Source organism: Alteromonas macleodii, from assembly GCF_903772925.1.
In the GTDB taxonomy this organism is placed as follows: Bacteria; Pseudomonadota; Gammaproteobacteria; order Enterobacterales; family Alteromonadaceae; genus Alteromonas; species Alteromonas macleodii_A.
The window spans coordinates 2,763,482-2,779,687 of sequence record NZ_LR812090.1; the positions used below are offsets into that span (position 1 = coordinate 2,763,482).

13 protein-coding genes are annotated in these 16,206 nt (G+C 42.3%); 10 read left to right on the top strand and 3 right to left on the bottom strand.

The window, feature by feature from the left end:
* The first annotated feature begins 708 nt into the window (after window positions 1-708).
* Together PCAR9_RS11995 and PCAR9_RS12000 are read left to right on the top strand one after the other, a co-directional pair.
* Window positions 709-2,004 carry a hypothetical protein gene (locus PCAR9_RS11995; protein ID WP_179983796.1) on the top strand — a complete coding sequence of 432 codons (1,296 nt, stop codon included), beginning with the start codon at window positions 709-711 and terminating at the stop codon, window positions 2,002-2,004.
* 1,535 nt (window positions 2,005-3,539) lie between these two features.
* Entirely contained in the window at window positions 3,540-4,379 is an 840-nt protein-coding gene (locus PCAR9_RS12000) for a mechanosensitive ion channel family protein (RefSeq protein ID WP_179983797.1), read from the top strand.
* Window positions 4,380-4,555: 176 nt separating this feature from the next.
* On the opposite strand, the gene PCAR9_RS12005 is transcribed toward PCAR9_RS12000, so the two are convergent.
* Window positions 4,556-5,422, bottom strand: coding sequence for a methyltransferase domain-containing protein (locus PCAR9_RS12005; RefSeq protein WP_179985220.1), 867 nt, complete (start codon window positions 5,420-5,422; stop codon window positions 4,556-4,558).
* Between the two features lie 84 nt (window positions 5,423-5,506).
* On the opposite strand from PCAR9_RS12005, the gene gloB reads away from it, so the two are divergent.
* From gloB to PCAR9_RS12025, 4 genes are all read left to right on the top strand, one after another.
* The gene (gloB, locus tag PCAR9_RS12010; RefSeq protein WP_179983798.1) at window positions 5,507-6,298 is read left to right on the top strand and encodes a hydroxyacylglutathione hydrolase; all 792 of its coding nucleotides are present in this window, start codon (window positions 5,507-5,509) and stop codon (window positions 6,296-6,298) included.
* A gap of 64 nt (window positions 6,299-6,362) precedes the next feature.
* Window positions 6,363-8,027 carry a lytic transglycosylase gene (locus tag PCAR9_RS12015; protein ID WP_179983799.1) on the top strand — a complete coding sequence of 555 codons (1,665 nt, stop codon included), beginning with the start codon at window positions 6,363-6,365 and terminating at the stop codon, window positions 8,025-8,027.
* A 79-nt stretch (window positions 8,028-8,106) separates the two neighbouring features.
* Window positions 8,107-9,138, top strand: a complete 1,032-nt coding sequence (locus tag PCAR9_RS12020) for an ion transporter (protein WP_179983800.1) — start codon at window positions 8,107-8,109, stop codon at window positions 9,136-9,138.
* 123 nt (window positions 9,139-9,261) lie between these two features.
* On the top strand, window positions 9,262-9,684 hold the full coding sequence (locus PCAR9_RS12025) for a halomucin (protein WP_232091185.1): 423 nt from the start codon (window positions 9,262-9,264) through the stop codon (window positions 9,682-9,684).
* A 19-nt stretch (window positions 9,685-9,703) separates the two neighbouring features.
* On the opposite strand, the gene PCAR9_RS12030 is transcribed toward PCAR9_RS12025, so the two are convergent.
* Entirely contained in the window at window positions 9,704-10,138 is a 435-nt protein-coding gene (locus tag PCAR9_RS12030) for an Lrp/AsnC family transcriptional regulator (RefSeq protein WP_014949919.1), read from the bottom strand.
* A 213-nt stretch (window positions 10,139-10,351) separates the two neighbouring features.
* Here PCAR9_RS12030 and ctlX point away from each other — a divergent pair, with 213 nt between their 5' ends.
* Complete coding sequence (gene ctlX, locus PCAR9_RS12035) at window positions 10,352-12,349, top strand: citrulline utilization hydrolase CtlX (protein WP_179983801.1); 1,998 nt, start codon at window positions 10,352-10,354, stop codon at window positions 12,347-12,349.
* A gap of 109 nt (window positions 12,350-12,458) precedes the next feature.
* Here ctlX and cysS read toward each other — a convergent pair whose 3' ends face one another.
* Complete coding sequence (gene cysS / locus PCAR9_RS12040) at window positions 12,459-13,841, bottom strand: cysteine--tRNA ligase (RefSeq protein WP_179983802.1); 1,383 nt, start codon at window positions 13,839-13,841, stop codon at window positions 12,459-12,461.
* 219 nt (window positions 13,842-14,060) lie between these two features.
* Here cysS and PCAR9_RS12045 point away from each other — a divergent pair, with 219 nt between their 5' ends.
* The 3 genes from PCAR9_RS12045 (at window position 14,061) to PCAR9_RS12055 (ending at window position 16,205) form a co-directional block, all read left to right on the top strand.
* Entirely contained in the window at window positions 14,061-14,552 is a 492-nt protein-coding gene (locus tag PCAR9_RS12045; RefSeq protein WP_020743833.1) for a peptidylprolyl isomerase, read from the top strand.
* Between the two features lie 134 nt (window positions 14,553-14,686).
* The gene (gene lpxH, locus PCAR9_RS12050) at window positions 14,687-15,415 is read left to right on the top strand and encodes a UDP-2,3-diacylglucosamine diphosphatase (RefSeq protein WP_179983803.1); all 729 of its coding nucleotides are present in this window, start codon (window positions 14,687-14,689) and stop codon (window positions 15,413-15,415) included.
* A gap of 175 nt (window positions 15,416-15,590) precedes the next feature.
* Window positions 15,591-16,205, top strand: a complete 615-nt coding sequence (locus PCAR9_RS12055; protein ID WP_179983804.1) for an OB-fold-containig protein — start codon at window positions 15,591-15,593, stop codon at window positions 16,203-16,205.
* The last annotated feature ends 1 nt before the right edge of the window (window position 16,206 follow it).

A 16,206-nucleotide genomic window follows, 5' to 3' on the forward strand; every position in this document is an offset into this window, starting at 1 on the left:
TGCAAAACTAAGTAGAAACTAGTACGATAGCTAAGGTTGCTCGAAGATAACAATAGACCTTCAAGAATCTGAGCTAAACGCCTGTTAGGCGTCTCTACCTGATGCTGAAACTTTCTCAACGCCACATTGAGGTTTGAATAACACGGCCACGAAACACCCCCATACCGCCGTAAACATTGGGCTCGATGATTAATGCAAAATGGCGAGTATTGAGAATCAATATTTAATGCCGTCATGTTTGTTTTAAAGACGGGTCAACAACTGAGTTTAATAATCTGACTCGCAAAAACTTGCATTTCGTGGGCTCTAGATTTCTTGAACTGCATAGAAAAGAGCATTTGAACAGAGAGAACTGTTCCTTATTTTTGGTGACTCATAACAAAATTTACATTTACCGTGAATAACTTCAAGGTCATACGTTTCCCTTAGCGTACTGACAGAACCGAGTTCTTCAACTAACTTACCTCGTTCAAGAGTTCCATTTGTTCAATTTGCGAAAAGAACCATCGATTAACAATTTTATAACCATAATTCGACAACCTCACGAGTGCATGCTAAAGAAGAGTTTGAACTTATTGTACTTGAGAGGCTAGTACACCACCAAAACCTAACTAATGACGGAGACAAGCTGATTAAAAATTGATCAATATTTATTGAATATTTCTCGAATAAGTTTTAAATTTGTGTTTTATGAGAAAAGGAATTCCTATGAACTTCAAACTATCTAAATCTATACTTTATTTTGCTTTTGCTTACATATCGACTTTCTCGTTTGAGGTAAAATCAGATGAAACTGACAAAGCCAACGGAATACCTCTTAAACTAACCAGCGAGAATTATTTAGAGTTGTCTAAGAGTATTGATCTATCTGATCCAATCATCGGAAAAGCTTATGAAGCGTTACTGGCAATAATACAGGACAAAAACACAGACGCTGATATAGTTTGGGAAGGCGTTAAATCATTGCAGCTTTTATTTAGCAATTTAAATTACTCTGTTGATATTACCAATGTAGCACCCAATTGCAAATTATCAGGGAATGATAAAAAAACAGATTTGAATTGTCTTGTAAAAAAAGTCGATATCCTTTCGGATCAATTAAGGGAAGCCAGTTACAAAGATCAATTACACTTCAATGGGAACTTAAGCCATCAAACACGTACAAGATTCAAATCTCTTTTGACTGACGCTACATTAGTTGCACGGAAGTTAACCACAAATGAAGATAAAAACTACAAATATACGGCTAATAGCTTCGTAGAAGAGCTCTCACTGTTTTCCAAAAAATATATAAATTCAGCGAGATTTATCGGAGGCGTTGGTTTGTCGTACTCTTATATCCCTGTAGTTGATTACAAAATAAGAGAATCTCTTGATATTTCGCACCTAAACTTTTTTTCAACGACCCTAGAAGAAAACACTTTCAGCGGAAGTTTTTCACATAAGGGCTTCCCATCACTCAGTGCTATTGGGAAGACACCCTACTTTACTATATCAGCTCGATTCCCGTTCCTCGATATCGAAAATAGCTTTTTAACACCGGTGAAGGTAGCAAGTTCAAATGACGCCTCGAGCTTCTTCTACCAAACAAGTGTAGAATCAAAAATGTCTGTCAATTATGAAATTTCCATTGAAACATCAATAAGCAGAATTCTTTCTGATATGTTCAACTTTGAATTGAATTCAAATCAATCTGACTGGACTTTAGGAGTAGGGTTCACAGGAATTGATTGGGACTCAACAACTAATTATACAATTAAAGAATTTTCAAGTACCGAAACTACAAGCTTCTCACAAGGGGAAGTATTAGACACTATCACTCTGAATACACAAAAATCCTATGTAATACCTCATTACAGCTTGAATTTTCACTATATTTTGGCGGACAGTTTGACATGCGGCTTTTCAGCTAAATACCATCTTAAAAAGGATAAACCGGATTCATCTATAGATGTGAATGGTATGACAGTGGGATTTGAAATTCGATACTATCCAACATTTTAATTTACTCATGGTCGTTAGTATCACTGCAAGCTACATCAAGTAACTCAATATAAATGATGGAATGTAAATAAGCACTCAATAATTCCGCCAAGTATAGGAGATCTTATCGCGTTTAAGAAAGATTAAAGTCATGAGCTTTACTATACAAAAGTTATCAAGTGTGGCATCAACACGAAGAATTCGCGGTTAGCCTATAGTTCGGAATAGAACAGTTAAGGCGCCCAATCCGAAATATCTCTGTATCTCAATAACCTGCTCAATCGATGGTGCGCACAAGGTAGTTTTTAAGACTAATGCAAGTGTGCAACTAAGCAAGGACTACTCTTCTCTGCTGAGGGGCCGCGACCTAAGCACGTCGCTAGCTGTCCGATGCAAAGATCCAAAAAACGAATGAGGTTTATTCTGCGTAGTTCCATAGCTTGAGGTGTCCTTAATTCATAACGCACCGTTCTGTTATCGATTATGCTCAATTGTTAGTACCAAGTCCCGCTATGTAGAGGCATAGCCATTCCGGCTTCTCTGTTTAGTGACTCTCTACAAATATAAAGGCATGTAAACTGAACCCGCCTATTTGCGCGAATTCCCATCCGTCTTGCACTACAATTCTGGCCAGGTTTACTGAATATTCTCTAAGATTTTTCTATATTGCGCGCTTTAACTGCTTCAATGTCCGACCAAAAGAGTAAAAATTCACAGAATAAGCCAATTGACTGCGAGACGTTTGTCTTTCACTAACATGCGCCTACGTTCAACGAGTGGATTGAGATCTCTGGACGCATCACTACTCAATTTCAGCGGCTTTATCTTTTCTGGAAACTTAAAAAAGGTCTAGAGTCAGTTCAGTATCTGACGAATCATCTATAGGGCCAACTAAGAAGTTGGCCTAACGATATTGCACTAACGTCGCAGCTCGAATGGGAAATGCAGTGACATACGAATACATTTGCAATGCATGAACGGTAAGGACACTAGAGAGCCTAACCGAAATAACAACGGCCTCTTTCACCTCAATGTGTAACAAACAAAGCCATTCATCAATGCCTTCTGGTTAGAGCTTTTTAACTGTAAACGGTTGGGTAGCAGTATTGCATTTTTAAATTCAAACATCGTGGTTTTCAAAGTCCAGGTCAATGGACACTGAGAAATTATTTAACAAGTTAGTCATGACACCTCCCCTGCATATGAAGATTGTTATATGTCCTTTACCCGCCTAAAGTAACTCATTGAATCGAATATAAAGTAGTTATCATCTAATAACTTACGTACAGAGCCTTTCAGACCTTAGCTTTTAAACAAGTGAGCCTTTTCATTATTTTTGCGGTGACGTCGATTTCTAACTTTAATATACAGATAGCTATTAGATTCAACCTTCATTTAAATGTTCTTTAGGCAATTACATTATTTCTTAATACCTTGCTGCAATATGAGCTAGCGACCGCCACAATTAAAGGCGACTTTAAGTTGCGTTAATCGATAGCGATCTAACCCTCTTTCTATAACGTAGTCAGCGTGATTTATTAATGAAAGAGGCACTTATGGAAGATTTCTTCGGTACAAATATCAATTTATCGGAATTAACCGAAAAAGCCATATCACTGGTGATGACTTACACCCCCAAATTGCTATTGGCTATTCTTACTTTGGTGGTGGGTCTTTGGTTGGTGAATCGTTTTGTTAACCTATTGGATCACCGAATAGGAAAAAAGGACCCCACGCTAAACAAATTTTTATGCGGGCTTATTAGTGCCGTTTTAAAAGTCATGTTGTTGATTTCTGTTGCCTCTATGATAGGTATTGAAACCACCTCATTTATTGCAGTAGTTGGGGCGGCAGGTTTGGCTATAGGTTTAGCTTTACAAGGCAGCCTGGCTAATTTTGCTGGCGGTGTACTAATACTGATTTTCAAACCCTTTAAAGTGGGTGACACCATTGAAGCAGAAGGCCATTTAGGTTCTGTTGCAGAAATACAAATTCTTTACACTGTAATTAACACCTTTGACAATAGGCGTGTTGTTATTCCCAACGGGAATCTGTCCAATGCCACACTAACTAACGTTAGCGTATACGATAAACGCCGCTGCGACATGACATTTGGTATTGGCTACGATGACGATATCGACAAAGCAAAGAAAATTTTGCAGCGTTTGTTTGAAGAAGACGAGCGTTCATTGACCGAACCTGCACCTAGGATCTGCGTAGGTGGGTTAGGTGATAATTCAGTCGACCTAATGTTTAGACCGTGGGTCGGTACAGATGATTTGTGGCCTTACTACTGGGATATGCAGGAAAAAGTTAAGAAAGCCTTTGATGAAGAAGGTATTAGCATCCCTTACCCGCAGCGAGATGTGCATCTCTATAAAGCAAACAAAGAGTAACCTACTAACGTGGAGATAGCTTTCTAGGCTATCTCCATCTCCCCTTCAGATTGGGTTATAAACGCTAAAGCCTAAGGGTCTGGTACAGCAATCAACCAAATACCTAAAAGGGTTAACGCTTGTTACAGCCTTTTAGTTAAAAGCCTGGCCCGCGCTACGTGCGCGTGACATATACATTAACACCGCTGACGCAGCGTACGATTTACCGAGGAAGTCCGTACGCTGGCCCCCACCGCCGAAAAACGCGGTTTTAAATTACGTTTAGGTTTTATGGCCGTCATAGGGATTACCCGCTTTTTCGCGAGGATTACATATACCGCGCTGCACCAAGGTAAATAAGAGGATAAATAATCCTGAAGTTTAACCGCCCCTTTCCACTTTTGTTGAAAAAAGAGCGTTGAGAACATTACTTGACGTTGTTCAACAATTTCAAATCCCAGCAACTGAAGCCAATCTTTAATGCGATAGGATGTAAAAAAACGTGCATCGTGCAAAATATTTCCGCGCTTAACGGGTAGGAACTTGGCGATACCGGCAAGACTTAATGGGTTAAAGCCACTTATGATGACATAACCGTTTTGCGTAATAACACGGTCTACCTCTCTTAATATCTCGTGAGGGTCTTGAGCGAAATCTAACTCGTTAGCCAATAGAAAGCCATCAATACTATTTTCAGAAAAAGGTAAGGAATGCGACTGCCCTACAATGATATTTTCTCTGCTAATGGTTGATTCGCGCCTTCCATCCTGTGATTGTGAAGGTGCAACATTATTGTCTGAGGTATTATTAGATGCAGTGTTGTCGTCTGATTGGCAGCCAAATTGATTATCAAATGGCACTTGATTGATGTGGTGCCTAATAGGGCTAGTGTTTAAATTAATCTCGGCACTTAAAGAGCCTAGCTTAACAAAGTGATACCCAAATATGCGCTCAGCATAATCGCTACACACTGTACTCACGGCATCGCGGATATGCTCACCTGCGGGGAAATCATCCCAGCTTGTAGGGTAGCGAGGCGGTTTGGCTCTAAAGGCCGATCTCATTAACACTGCGCGCTCTTAGGTTGCTCTGCTGTTCACAAGTCCCTATAGTAACGCATAATTCTACCTACACAAGCAGGTACTCTTATGACGGCAGAAACGCTTCCTTCAGATGTAACAATTCATCCTATCCCCGCTTTTACTGACAACTACATTTGGTGCATTCACAACGGTAACAGCGCTATAGTCGTTGACCCGGGCGATGCTGAACCTGTATTAGTTTTCCTAAAAGCGAATAATTTAACGCTTAGTGCAGTGCTTATTACCCATCATCATAGAGATCATACTGGTGGCATTGCTAAGCTAGTATCTACCGTACCGGATTTACCGGTTATAGGGCCACGAGGCAACCATATAAGAGGCATCACTAAATCGGTGGCGCAGGGCGACACAGTTTCTCTTCCCGTGTTTAAAATGGCACTTCAAGTTATGGAGGTGCCGGGTCACACGCTAGATCACATTGCGTTTTTTGGGCATGGCGTACTATTTTGTGGTGATACGTTGTTTTCCGCTGGCTGCGGGCGTTTATTCGAAGGCTCGCCCGAACAAATGCATCATTCTTTGAATAAGTTAAAGCGATTGCCTGACACTACCAAGGTGTACGGCGCCCACGAATATACGCAAGCAAACGTTGCATTTGCTCTTGCTGTTGAGCCTGACAATACGGCACTAAACGACTACTCAGATTGGGTTAACGCTAAGCGAGAACAGAATCAACCTACTTTACCAAGTACCCTAAAAGAGCAAAAAAGCATAAACCCATTTTTACGAGCTCATGAACTTTCTGTGAAAACTGCTGCCGAAGCCTATTGCGAAAATAACCTGGCTGACGATGTAGCGGTATTTGCTGCAGTTCGCCGCTGGAAAGATGAGTTTTGATGCAAAAGTAAGCCGATTATCGTAATATTGCCGGTTTGCAGTGCTCCAAGAGGTTTCTTCATATATGCAGTTGAAGTTTTTCCCTCTATCGCCATTGTTGTTGGCGATAGGTTTAACGGGTTGTCAGATAACAGATAATAATAGTGACAACACGCAATTAGAAAGTAACGAAAATGCTTCGCTAGAAGCGTGCAGTGAAATTCATAGCAATGAAGAAGCTATTTCTGATTGTGAGTTAGCAAGAGATGGCGTTGTTGAAGTCGTGCACCCAAATGACGATACGCTAGAAGAAGGTGCCGAACTTACCGCGACACCTGACATGCATACGCAGGCTGTTGTAACAGACGTGTGGGAACGTGCTAGCGCAAACTTTGCTTTACCTATCCCTGACAATAAACGTCTAAGTGCACAGAGAAAGTGGTACTTAAAGCACCCTGAATACATGGCTCGCGTTGTTAAACGTGCCAAGCCATTTCTTTACTACATCGCAGAAGAAATTGAAAAGCGTGACATGCCGATGGAGTTAATTCTCTTGCCTATCGTAGAAAGCGCATTCGACCCTTTCGCCTATTCTCATGGTAGAGCAGCCGGTATGTGGCAATTTATCCCAGGCACCGGTAAGCGGTTTGGTATGGACCAAAACTGGTGGTACGACGGGCGCCGCGACGTTGTTGCGTCAACACAAGGTGCACTGGATTATCTTACCTATTTAAATGAGATGTTTGACGGTAACTGGCTACACGCACTAGCAGCCTATAATAGTGGTGAAGGCCGTGTTCAACGAGCGATTAAAGCTAACAAACGTGCAGGTAAACCTACCGATTTTTGGAACTTGAACTTACCCAAGGAAACACGTGCGTATGTGCCTAAGCTATTAGCCCTTGCTGATATTCTTAAAAACAAAGATGAATATGCGTACTCATGGCCAGAAGTGGAAAACGTTGCCGTTATCGAGGTAGTCGATATTGGCTCTCAGGTCGATTTAGCGTTTGCGGCCGAGCTTGCCGGCATGTCTTTGAAAGAGCTTCATGGATTAAACCCTGGGTTTAATCGCTGGGCTACATCCCCAGATGGTCCACACCGCTTAGTACTTCCCCTTGATAAAGCTCCTGCGTTTTCGCAAGCCCTTGCTAAGATTGATCAAAAAGAGCGTCTCAACTGGGTACGTCACACCGTTAAGTCTGGCGATAGCTTAGGTAAAATTGCAAAGCAATATCACACAACAGTGAAAGTGCTGAAAAGGATAAATGAGTTAGACTCATCAATGATCAGAATAGGTCAAGCGATAATGGTACCTGTAGCGCTTCAAGAGTTAGACAGCTATACCTTATCGCAAGAGCAACGTTTGGCCAGTTTACAAAACAACAGCTCTTCACAGCAAAAAGTGCGTCACACCGTTAAATCCGGTGATACGCTATGGGATATTGCGCGTAAGTACAAAGTAAGTACTAAGCAGTTAGCTAAATGGAACGGCATGGCGCCAGGTGATACGCTTCGTCCAGGAAAAACTTTGGTTATTTGGCAGAAAGGCAAAGCGCAAGCCGAGGTTACAAAAAAGCTGACCTACACAGTAAGAAACGGTGACTCGTTATCTCGTATCGCCAGCAAGTTCAATGTTAAGGTAAGTGACATTGGCAAGTGGAACTCGCTAAACACTAAGCGCTATCTGCAACCCGGTCAAAGACTTAAACTGTATGTAGACGTGACAAGGTTGAACGCATCGAGCTAGTGACTCGGCCTAGATTAGCATTAACGCGTTTTCCTTTAAGCGGTCATATCATACGTTAAATCACGAAAAGGATATGGAAATGCTAAGAATTAACCGAGAAAATCTGCGAAATAGTCACGAAACGCCTTGGTTAATTTTAGATTTAGTCATGCTAGGTATACTGTTTGTAAATCTAGCGTGGCTTATTTTCGATGCGCTTTATGCTACAGATTTTGTATACGGTCTTTTAGGTACATATTTCCCCGGCTTTCTAAACGCTTACGATCCAATTCACGCCAATTTTTTGTTGGTCGATTTAGTCTTCATTGCCATATTTTTTACCGAGTTCTGTTTTCGTTGGGCCGTTGCTATTGTTCGTAAAGAGCACTTACGCTGGTACTTCTTTCCGTTTTTGCATTGGTACGACATTATTGGCTTAATACCAACTGGCCCTACTCGTCTGTTTCGCTTCTTGCGAATATTCTCCATACTACACCGCTTGCACAAGTTCGAAATTATCGATTTAAATCAAACCGCCGTCTTTCGCTTTTTTGCCTTTTATTACGACGTGTTTGTTGAAGAACTTAGCGACCGGATTGTTGTTAAAGTGCTAAGCGATGCGCAAAAAGATATTTCAGCGGGCTCGCCTTTGTTAGACGATATCAATGCACAGGTGCTAGCGCCCCGCCGTCTTGTCATAACCCAATGGATGGCTGGCGTTATCAACCATTTAGGGCAATCTATTCAAAGTGAAGAACATGGTGAGGTGATTCGAGAGCACGTCCGAAAAAGCGTGGGAAAAGCAGTGAGAAGCAATGCACAAGTATCCTCGCTGCATTACCTTCCTGTTATCGGCAAAACCATTGAAAATACGTTGGAAGAGTCAGTCACCGATATCGTTACTACATCGCTAGTAAACCTATTGAGCGACTTAGATGCAGAGCGCATCGACCATTTCATTTCAGTCGGCATGCACGACTACACTCCTACTGCTGACGCACTAGATAAAGAAGTGCTTAACGTTGTAAATGAATGCTTGGAATTGGTGAAAGCGCACGTTGCCCAGCAGCGTTGGAAGTCACATCTCACCGAAAAAGAATCGGCTATCCCTACTGACAAACCCAAGATTTAATTAATTTGCAAAGCGATAGAGTCAAGATGAACGCTAGCCAGTATTCTGTTCAGCCACTGTTCATAAAAATAAGCTAATATAAAATCCTTACGAGTATAATTATAACAATTTTAGGGACTTATGATGAAAATTAAACGCTGCAGAATGTTCAGCCGCTCATTTAACCACGTAATTCTAGCAATTTGTATAACGGCATTTGCTTCAGGCTGCATGGTGATCTTGCCGACCTCTTCTATTTCCACCAACCAAGAACCTGAAAAAATAGTTGACCGCATTGAATACAATGCAAACCGATGCTGGTCCACACTGCATCAGCCAATCCATAGCGATATAGTCGTAAACACATATACAATACAAAACGGCTACAAACTCACGGCCAGTCGTAAAGAAGGGAGCACCCCGCAATATCCTTTTTTACACGTCACCGTTACCCACTCAACCTACGGTAGCGAGGTATCTGTTCGAGAAGGTGAGTTTAACTTAGGCACAGACTTAAATTTAAGTGATGATGTAAATCGATGGATAAATGGCGACAATAGCTGCTAAGACTGATAAGGCGTACACACTATTTTTCAGTAGTAGACAGAATAATACTCGTCTCACTATTAAGCACGCCTTTAACGCCGCGCACTTCTTTTAAAATGCCATCTAAGTGCGCGAGACTTTCGGCGGTGATAACAATAAGTAAATCCCAATTTCCGTTTGTAGTATGAAACCGCTCAACACCATTCACCTGCCTAAGCTTACTAATAAGCTGTGTAGTACTAAGCCCTTCAAGCTCGACTGACATAAGAGCTTTTATTTTGTCTGGTTGCAGCTGCTCATTAACGCGAATAGTAAAACCGTCGATCACCCCCGAATTTACTAACCTGTCGATTCGTTTTTGAACCGTATTTCGCGATAACGAGAGGACTTCAGCAAGCACGGTCACAGGTGTTCGCGCATCGCGTTTCAATATATCGAGAAGCTCGCGATCTTTCGCATCTAAATCTACATACATAGCCATTTCCCCAATAGATAAACGACTCGTCGAGTCATTAAAGCATTATCCAAGACTAATCAGCAAAAAGCATAATGATAAAACCATTGAGCATTATGCTTAAACTAAATGACAACTTGCAACACCTTGCGCATGGTTAAGTTAATTCGCCAGAGAATAAAATACACGCTCTTTTCAGTGGAAATATTTCAGCTAAAGGCTGTAGGACGTTATATGCAAGCCAGTCACATCACAAACACACGCCTAACTACGCCAAATACGGTTTTAATGGTACGCCCCTGTCACTTTCGCCCAAACAAGCAAACAGCCAAAGACAATAGCTTTCAAAAGCCCTTTGTATTGAAGCGAGAAAATATAGAGGAAATATCAAAGAATGCGTGCATAGAATTTGATGAGATGGTTCGCACTTTACGCATAAACCATATAACAGTTGAAGTATTTGAAACTGAAGACGAAAAAACACCTGATTCCGTGTTTCCGAACAATTGGTTAAGTACACATCCCAATGGTTTGCTTGTCACCTACCCTATGTACTGCGAAAACCGCAGAAATGAAAGGCGAGGTGACATAGTCCGCTATCTGCAAAAACACTATGCCGTAGCGCAAACAACGGATTTGTCTTATCTAGAAAAAGACAACATGATTGTGGAAGGAACAGGGGCCATGGTAATCGATCATGAAAGCAAGTTAGCCTATGTTTGCCTTTCTCAACGATCCAACAAAAAAGCTGTAACAGCGGCGTGCAAATTAATTGGTTTAACACCTGTATTTTTTAGCGCCTTTGACTCCAACGGTACAGCCGTTTATCACACTAATGTGATGATGAGTGTGGGTAGCGACTTTGCCATTGTTGCGACTAGCATGATTAAAGACTGCGACAGGCCTTTGGTGCTATCAACACTTAAGGAATCGGGTAAAACTGTAATAGAAATTAACGAAGCGCAAGTAAATGCATTTGCTGGAAACTGCCTTGAGCTATTGAATAACAGCGGAAAACGTTTGTTACTCTTATCACAAACCGCTTTTAATTCATTAGATGAAACGCAGCGAGCTTTGCTGCCCACCGATCTTACTTTGCTTCCTATCGCTGTTCCCACTATTGAAATGGGAGGTGGTTCCGTACGCTGTATGGTGGCTGGTATTCACCTTCAACGCAAGGTGGTTGATAGCAAAGTAAACGAGACAAGTAGACCAAGCCCACAGACACGAATTAGGTTGGTAAAAGAAGGTGATTTGGAGGGCTTACTTGCACTAGCACAAGCTGCTTCACCGGGCATGACCACATTCCCACCCGACAGATTAACACTTAACTCCAAGCTAAAACGCTCAATAATCGAAGAGCAAAAACTGTATAAAAAAGAACGGCCTGATTATTTGTTATTCGTTTTGGAGGAGCTTCATTCCGGTGAGCTAGTTGGTACATCTGCCATTTTTGGTGAGTTGGGAAAAGATGATAGTTTCTATAGTTATAAACGAGAAAAAGTAACACAGCGCAATAACGCGCTTGGTGTACAATACACCCACGATGTGCTGCACCTTAGTCATCATTTTGAAGGCTATGCAGAGGTGGCTTCGCTTTTTCTTCTCCCCCAATACCGAAAAGACTTTAACGGCAAACTACTGACTAAAGTACGGTATCTATTCATGGGCTTGCATCAAAGTGTTTTTCCCAAAAACGTAATGGCCGATTTGCGAGGGTATGTTGACGAGGAAGGCCGCTCCCCTTTTTGGAACGCTTTAGGTAACCATTTCTTTCCAATGACTTATGCCGAGGCAGATTTATACGGCGCCGTTAACGGCAACCAATTTATTGCTGATTTAATGCCTAAGCTTCCCTTGTACGTGAACATGCTACCTGACGATGCTCAACACGCCATTGGAAAGCCTCACAATGATGGACGACCTGCCATGGCATTACTGGAAAAAGAAGGGTTTAAGTTTACCAACTACATCGACATTTTTGACGGTGCACCAAGTATGGAAGCCGAAGTAGCAGCGCTTAAGACTGTTCAAACGACGAAACAAATCAAGGTAGAAATCGCTCATAGTGTTACAAAAGGCAGGTTGATGCTTGTGGCAACCCGAAACCAACCGTTTTATGCCATGATGGCCGAAGTGAATGAGCAAGGCGAAATTGCTGTTATCTCTCAAAGAACTGCACAAGCGCTAAACCTAAGCTCCGGAAATACAATTTTACTTTCTGAGGTTTAAGCCTAATACGGTATCCCAATCATAGAAGCTATTAAACGTTTCTCTTTACCAAATAAAAAAGCCCGCAAAATTGCGGGCTTTCTTTCTGTCAAAAAGTACAGGCTACTAATTAGGCTTTACGCCACGTCGTGCCGCTTGGGCCGTCTTCTAACACTACGCCTTTCGCGTTTAATGCATCACGCGCTGCATCTGCAGCTGCCCAGTCTTTAGCTGCACGAGCATCATTACGCTGTTTTATTAACGCTTCAATTTCAGCGGCTTCGTCATCGTTACCTTCACCACCTTTAAGGTAAGTATCTGGGTCGCTTTGAAGCATTCCCAAAATAGCGCCTAACCGTTTAAGAACAGCAGCCAGTTTACCTGCTTCTTCAGCATTGTCTTTTTGGCGGTTAAGCTCACGTGCTACATCGAACAATATAGAAAACGCTTCAGGTACGTTTAGGTCATCATTCATAGCTGCTTCGAAACGCGCTAAATAGCCGCCGTAACTAAGGTCTGTACTCTCGTCTACCACAACGCCACGCAGCGCAGTATATAAACGCTCTAGGGCTGCCTTCGCTTGAGTTATGTTGTCTTGAGAGTAACTTAACTGGCTACGATAATGCGCCGACATCAAGAAGAAACGCAAGGTTTCTGAGTCGTGCTCTTTAAGCACATCGCGCAAGGTAAAGAAATTGCCTAACGACTTAGACATCTTTTCATCATTAACTTGAACCATACCCGCGTGCATCCACACGTTTACGTATGGCGTATCGTATGCGCAGCACGACTGAGCTACTTCGTTTTCATGGTGCGGGAAGGTTAAATCTGAACCACCGCCATGAATATCAAAGTGTGCGCCAAGGTGCTTGTGGTTCATAGCAGAACACTCAATGTGCCAGCCCGGACGACCTTCGCCCCATGGTGACTGCCACGCAGGCTCTCCCGGCTTGGTAGTTTTCCACAATACAAAATCTAGCGGGTCGTCTTTACCTGCCGCCACTTCAACACGGGCACCTGCTTTAAGCTGCTCTAGGTCTTGCTTACTCAGCTTGCCATAATCTTCATACTTGCTTACGTCGAATAGTACATCGCCGCTTTTAGCTTGATAAGCATAGCCTTTATCCATAAGACGTTGAATAATTTCAATGATCTCATCCATATGGCCACTTACTGTTGGCTCAACGTCTGGTTCTAGTAAGTTAATCGCCGCAAAATCTTCGTGCATCATAGCGATAGTACGTGCAGTTAGTGCCTCAAAGCTTTCGCCATTTTCATTGGCGCGAGCGATAATCTTATCGTCGATATCCGTGATATTACGCACGTACTTCACGTCTAAACCAAGGTGACGCAAGTAGCGTACTAAAACATCGAAACTTAGGTAGGTACGGGCGTGACCCATGTGACTTAGGTCATAAACAGTAATACCACACACATACAAACCCACTTTCCCTTCTTGAAGCGGAACAAACTTCGCTTTTTCACGGGTTCGGGTATTGTAAAGATGTAGCATGTCTATATTTCCTATTTGTCATAATTTTGGGGCGCAAAGTTTAGCACTGTCACGATTTAAATGGTACAAGCCTTTTGCAGCGATATTGCTGTTATTTGCCATACGCGTCTCTTTGAGCTGAGCACCCGTTTGCGCTATCGACTCGTTTTGCGCTATCGACTCGTTTTGCGCTAAAATGCCCCCACTTTACATGTACGCTAACACACAGGACAAACCACAATGGTTACGTTAAAAACAAATTTCGGTGACATCACCCTAGAGCTTTTTGAAGATAAAGCACCTAAAACAGTAGCTAACTTCCTTTCTTACGTAGAAGACGGCTTTTTCGACAACACTATCTTTCACCGTGTAATTAACAACTTTATGGTCCAAGGTGGCGGTTTTACGCCTGACATGGAACAGAAAGATACTAAAGAGCCTATCGAAAACGAAGCAGACAACGGTGTTGCAAATGAAGTAGGTACCATCGCGATGGCGCGTACTCAAGACCCACACTCAGCTACTGCACAGTTTTTCATTAACGTGAACAACAACGACTTCCTTAACCACACTAGTAAGTCTGTAAACGGTTGGGGTTACTGTGCTTTCGGTAAAGTGGTTGAAGGTATGGACGTGGTAGAGAAGATCAAAGCGGTTAAAACCGGTAACAATGGCTACCACCAGGATGTACCTGTTGAGCCAGTGATCATTGAAAAAGCAGTTGTAGCCTAAGTAACTGCTTAGATAACAGTCAAATACCTAACTGAATGTTGGCTTGGCTGGCATGCTGTTCAAAACAAGCCTTTAGTTATATAAAAGCCGCGTGATCGTTAACGCGGCTTTTTAAACCACACTTAAGAAGATTTATGTCGTTCACCTACTTCATTGCTGATTTACACCTAAGTGCAGACCGTCCAGATATAACAGAGTGTTTAATGCGCTTTTTAAAAGAAGACGCGATTAACGCCGACGCACTATATGTTCTTGGTGACTTATTTGAAGTGTGGATTGGCGACGACAATGTTACCCCGTTTAATACTGCTATAGCGACAGCCTTTAAAGAGGTAAGTCAGCACTGCCCGATTTACTTTATACACGGCAATCGCGATTTCGCGATACGAGAAAAGTGGCTATCAAAAGGAGGCATGACCCTGTTAAACGAACAAGAGGTCATAGACTTGTACGGCACGCCTACCCTGCTGACCCACGGTGACGAGTTATGTACTCGTGATGTTGCCTATCAGAAGTTTCGCAAGAAATCTCGTGGTTGGTGGTGGCCTCGTTTAATGCTTGCCCTTCCTTTATGGTATCGCCAACGCGTAGCCGATAATGGCCGTAAGGAAAGTAAGGCTAAGCAACAAAACCTTAAACCAGATATCATGGATGTTACACCTGAAGAGGTGGTGAAAGTGATGGAAAAGTGGGGTGTGCAGCGCATGATCCACGGCCATACACACAGGCCAAACATTCACAGCCTTGAAGCTAATGGCAAACCTGCCACGCGAATTGTACTGGGTGATTGGTACGATCAAGGTAGCGTTTTAAAGGTTACAGGAAACGACGTGATGCTGCAGCAACATAACTTTAGTAAATAGCAGTCTTTCGAACGAATCAACGCTTCCTCTTTTTTCAGGCCATCTCGACAATACTAGCGTTTTGCCGATCATCATTTCTTACAAACTAGTCCAAAGTACATGCGTTACGCGCTGGCTTAATTTTTGTTCTGTGGTATAAAGAATAAAAGCAAGTTAGTCATCATGGACGGTGTAAATGACAGATGTTCTTCTTTCCCCTGCAAATTTCTGGTTTAGCATTGCGCTTATAGCCGTATTCTTTGTTTTTATATTAGAACTTATAAGTACTATTTTCGGTGCGAGCTTTTTGGGGCTTGGCGACGACTTTGCTGAAGTCGATGGCGAAGGCTTTTTAAGTACATCGCTAGCTAACTGGTTAAATATCAATAAAGTCCCTTTCCTCATATACCTAATTGTATTGCTTACTTTATTTGGGCTTGCAGGCCTAATGCTAAACGGCTTAACAGCCAGCATATTTAAAATTACTTTGCCTGCTGCTATCTCTGTTCCTCTCGCCTTCGGTGTTGGGCTGTTTGTTGCAGCCAAAACCGTAAAAATTATCGCCAGTGTATTACCAAGCGTTGAGTCTAGTGCGGTCAATAGCGAAGATTTTATCGGGTCCGTGGCGGAAATCACCATTGGTAAAGCAAGCCGTGGTAATCCTGCAGAAGCGAAATTTACTGACCATTATTCTCAGCCTCATTTTGTGTTAGTTGAACCATTCGAAGATGAAGAATTGTTCGCACAGGGAGAGCGCGTCATTTTAGTTCAGAAAAAACAACACAGCTGGTTAGCCACCCGCTATCTATAAC

Excerpts from the sequence above, each read along its gene's own strand:
- PCAR9_RS11995 (WP_179983796.1), top strand. The coding sequence starts at position 709 with ATGAACTTCAAACTATCTAAATCTATACTTTATTTTGCTTTTGCTTAC.
- PCAR9_RS12000 (WP_179983797.1), top strand. The coding sequence starts at position 3,540 with ATGGAAGATTTCTTCGGTACAAATATCAATTTATCGGAATTAACCGAA.
- PCAR9_RS12005 (WP_179985220.1), bottom strand. The coding sequence starts at position 5,422 with ATGAGATCGGCCTTTAGAGCCAAACCGCCTCGCTACCCTACAAGCTGG.
- gloB (WP_179983798.1), top strand. The coding sequence starts at position 5,507 with ATGACGGCAGAAACGCTTCCTTCAGATGTAACAATTCATCCTATCCCC.
- PCAR9_RS12015 (WP_179983799.1), top strand. The coding sequence starts at position 6,363 with ATGCAGTTGAAGTTTTTCCCTCTATCGCCATTGTTGTTGGCGATAGGT.
- PCAR9_RS12020 (WP_179983800.1), top strand. The coding sequence starts at position 8,107 with ATGCTAAGAATTAACCGAGAAAATCTGCGAAATAGTCACGAAACGCCT.
- PCAR9_RS12025 (WP_232091185.1), top strand. The coding sequence starts at position 9,262 with ATGAAAATTAAACGCTGCAGAATGTTCAGCCGCTCATTTAACCACGTA.
- PCAR9_RS12030 (WP_014949919.1), bottom strand. The coding sequence starts at position 10,138 with ATGTATGTAGATTTAGATGCGAAAGATCGCGAGCTTCTCGATATATTG.
- ctlX (WP_179983801.1), top strand. The coding sequence starts at position 10,352 with ATGCAAGCCAGTCACATCACAAACACACGCCTAACTACGCCAAATACG.
- cysS (WP_179983802.1), bottom strand. The coding sequence starts at position 13,841 with ATGCTACATCTTTACAATACCCGAACCCGTGAAAAAGCGAAGTTTGTT.
- PCAR9_RS12045 (WP_020743833.1), top strand. The coding sequence starts at position 14,061 with ATGGTTACGTTAAAAACAAATTTCGGTGACATCACCCTAGAGCTTTTT.
- lpxH (WP_179983803.1), top strand. The coding sequence starts at position 14,687 with ATGTCGTTCACCTACTTCATTGCTGATTTACACCTAAGTGCAGACCGT.
- PCAR9_RS12055 (WP_179983804.1), top strand. The coding sequence starts at position 15,591 with ATGACAGATGTTCTTCTTTCCCCTGCAAATTTCTGGTTTAGCATTGCG.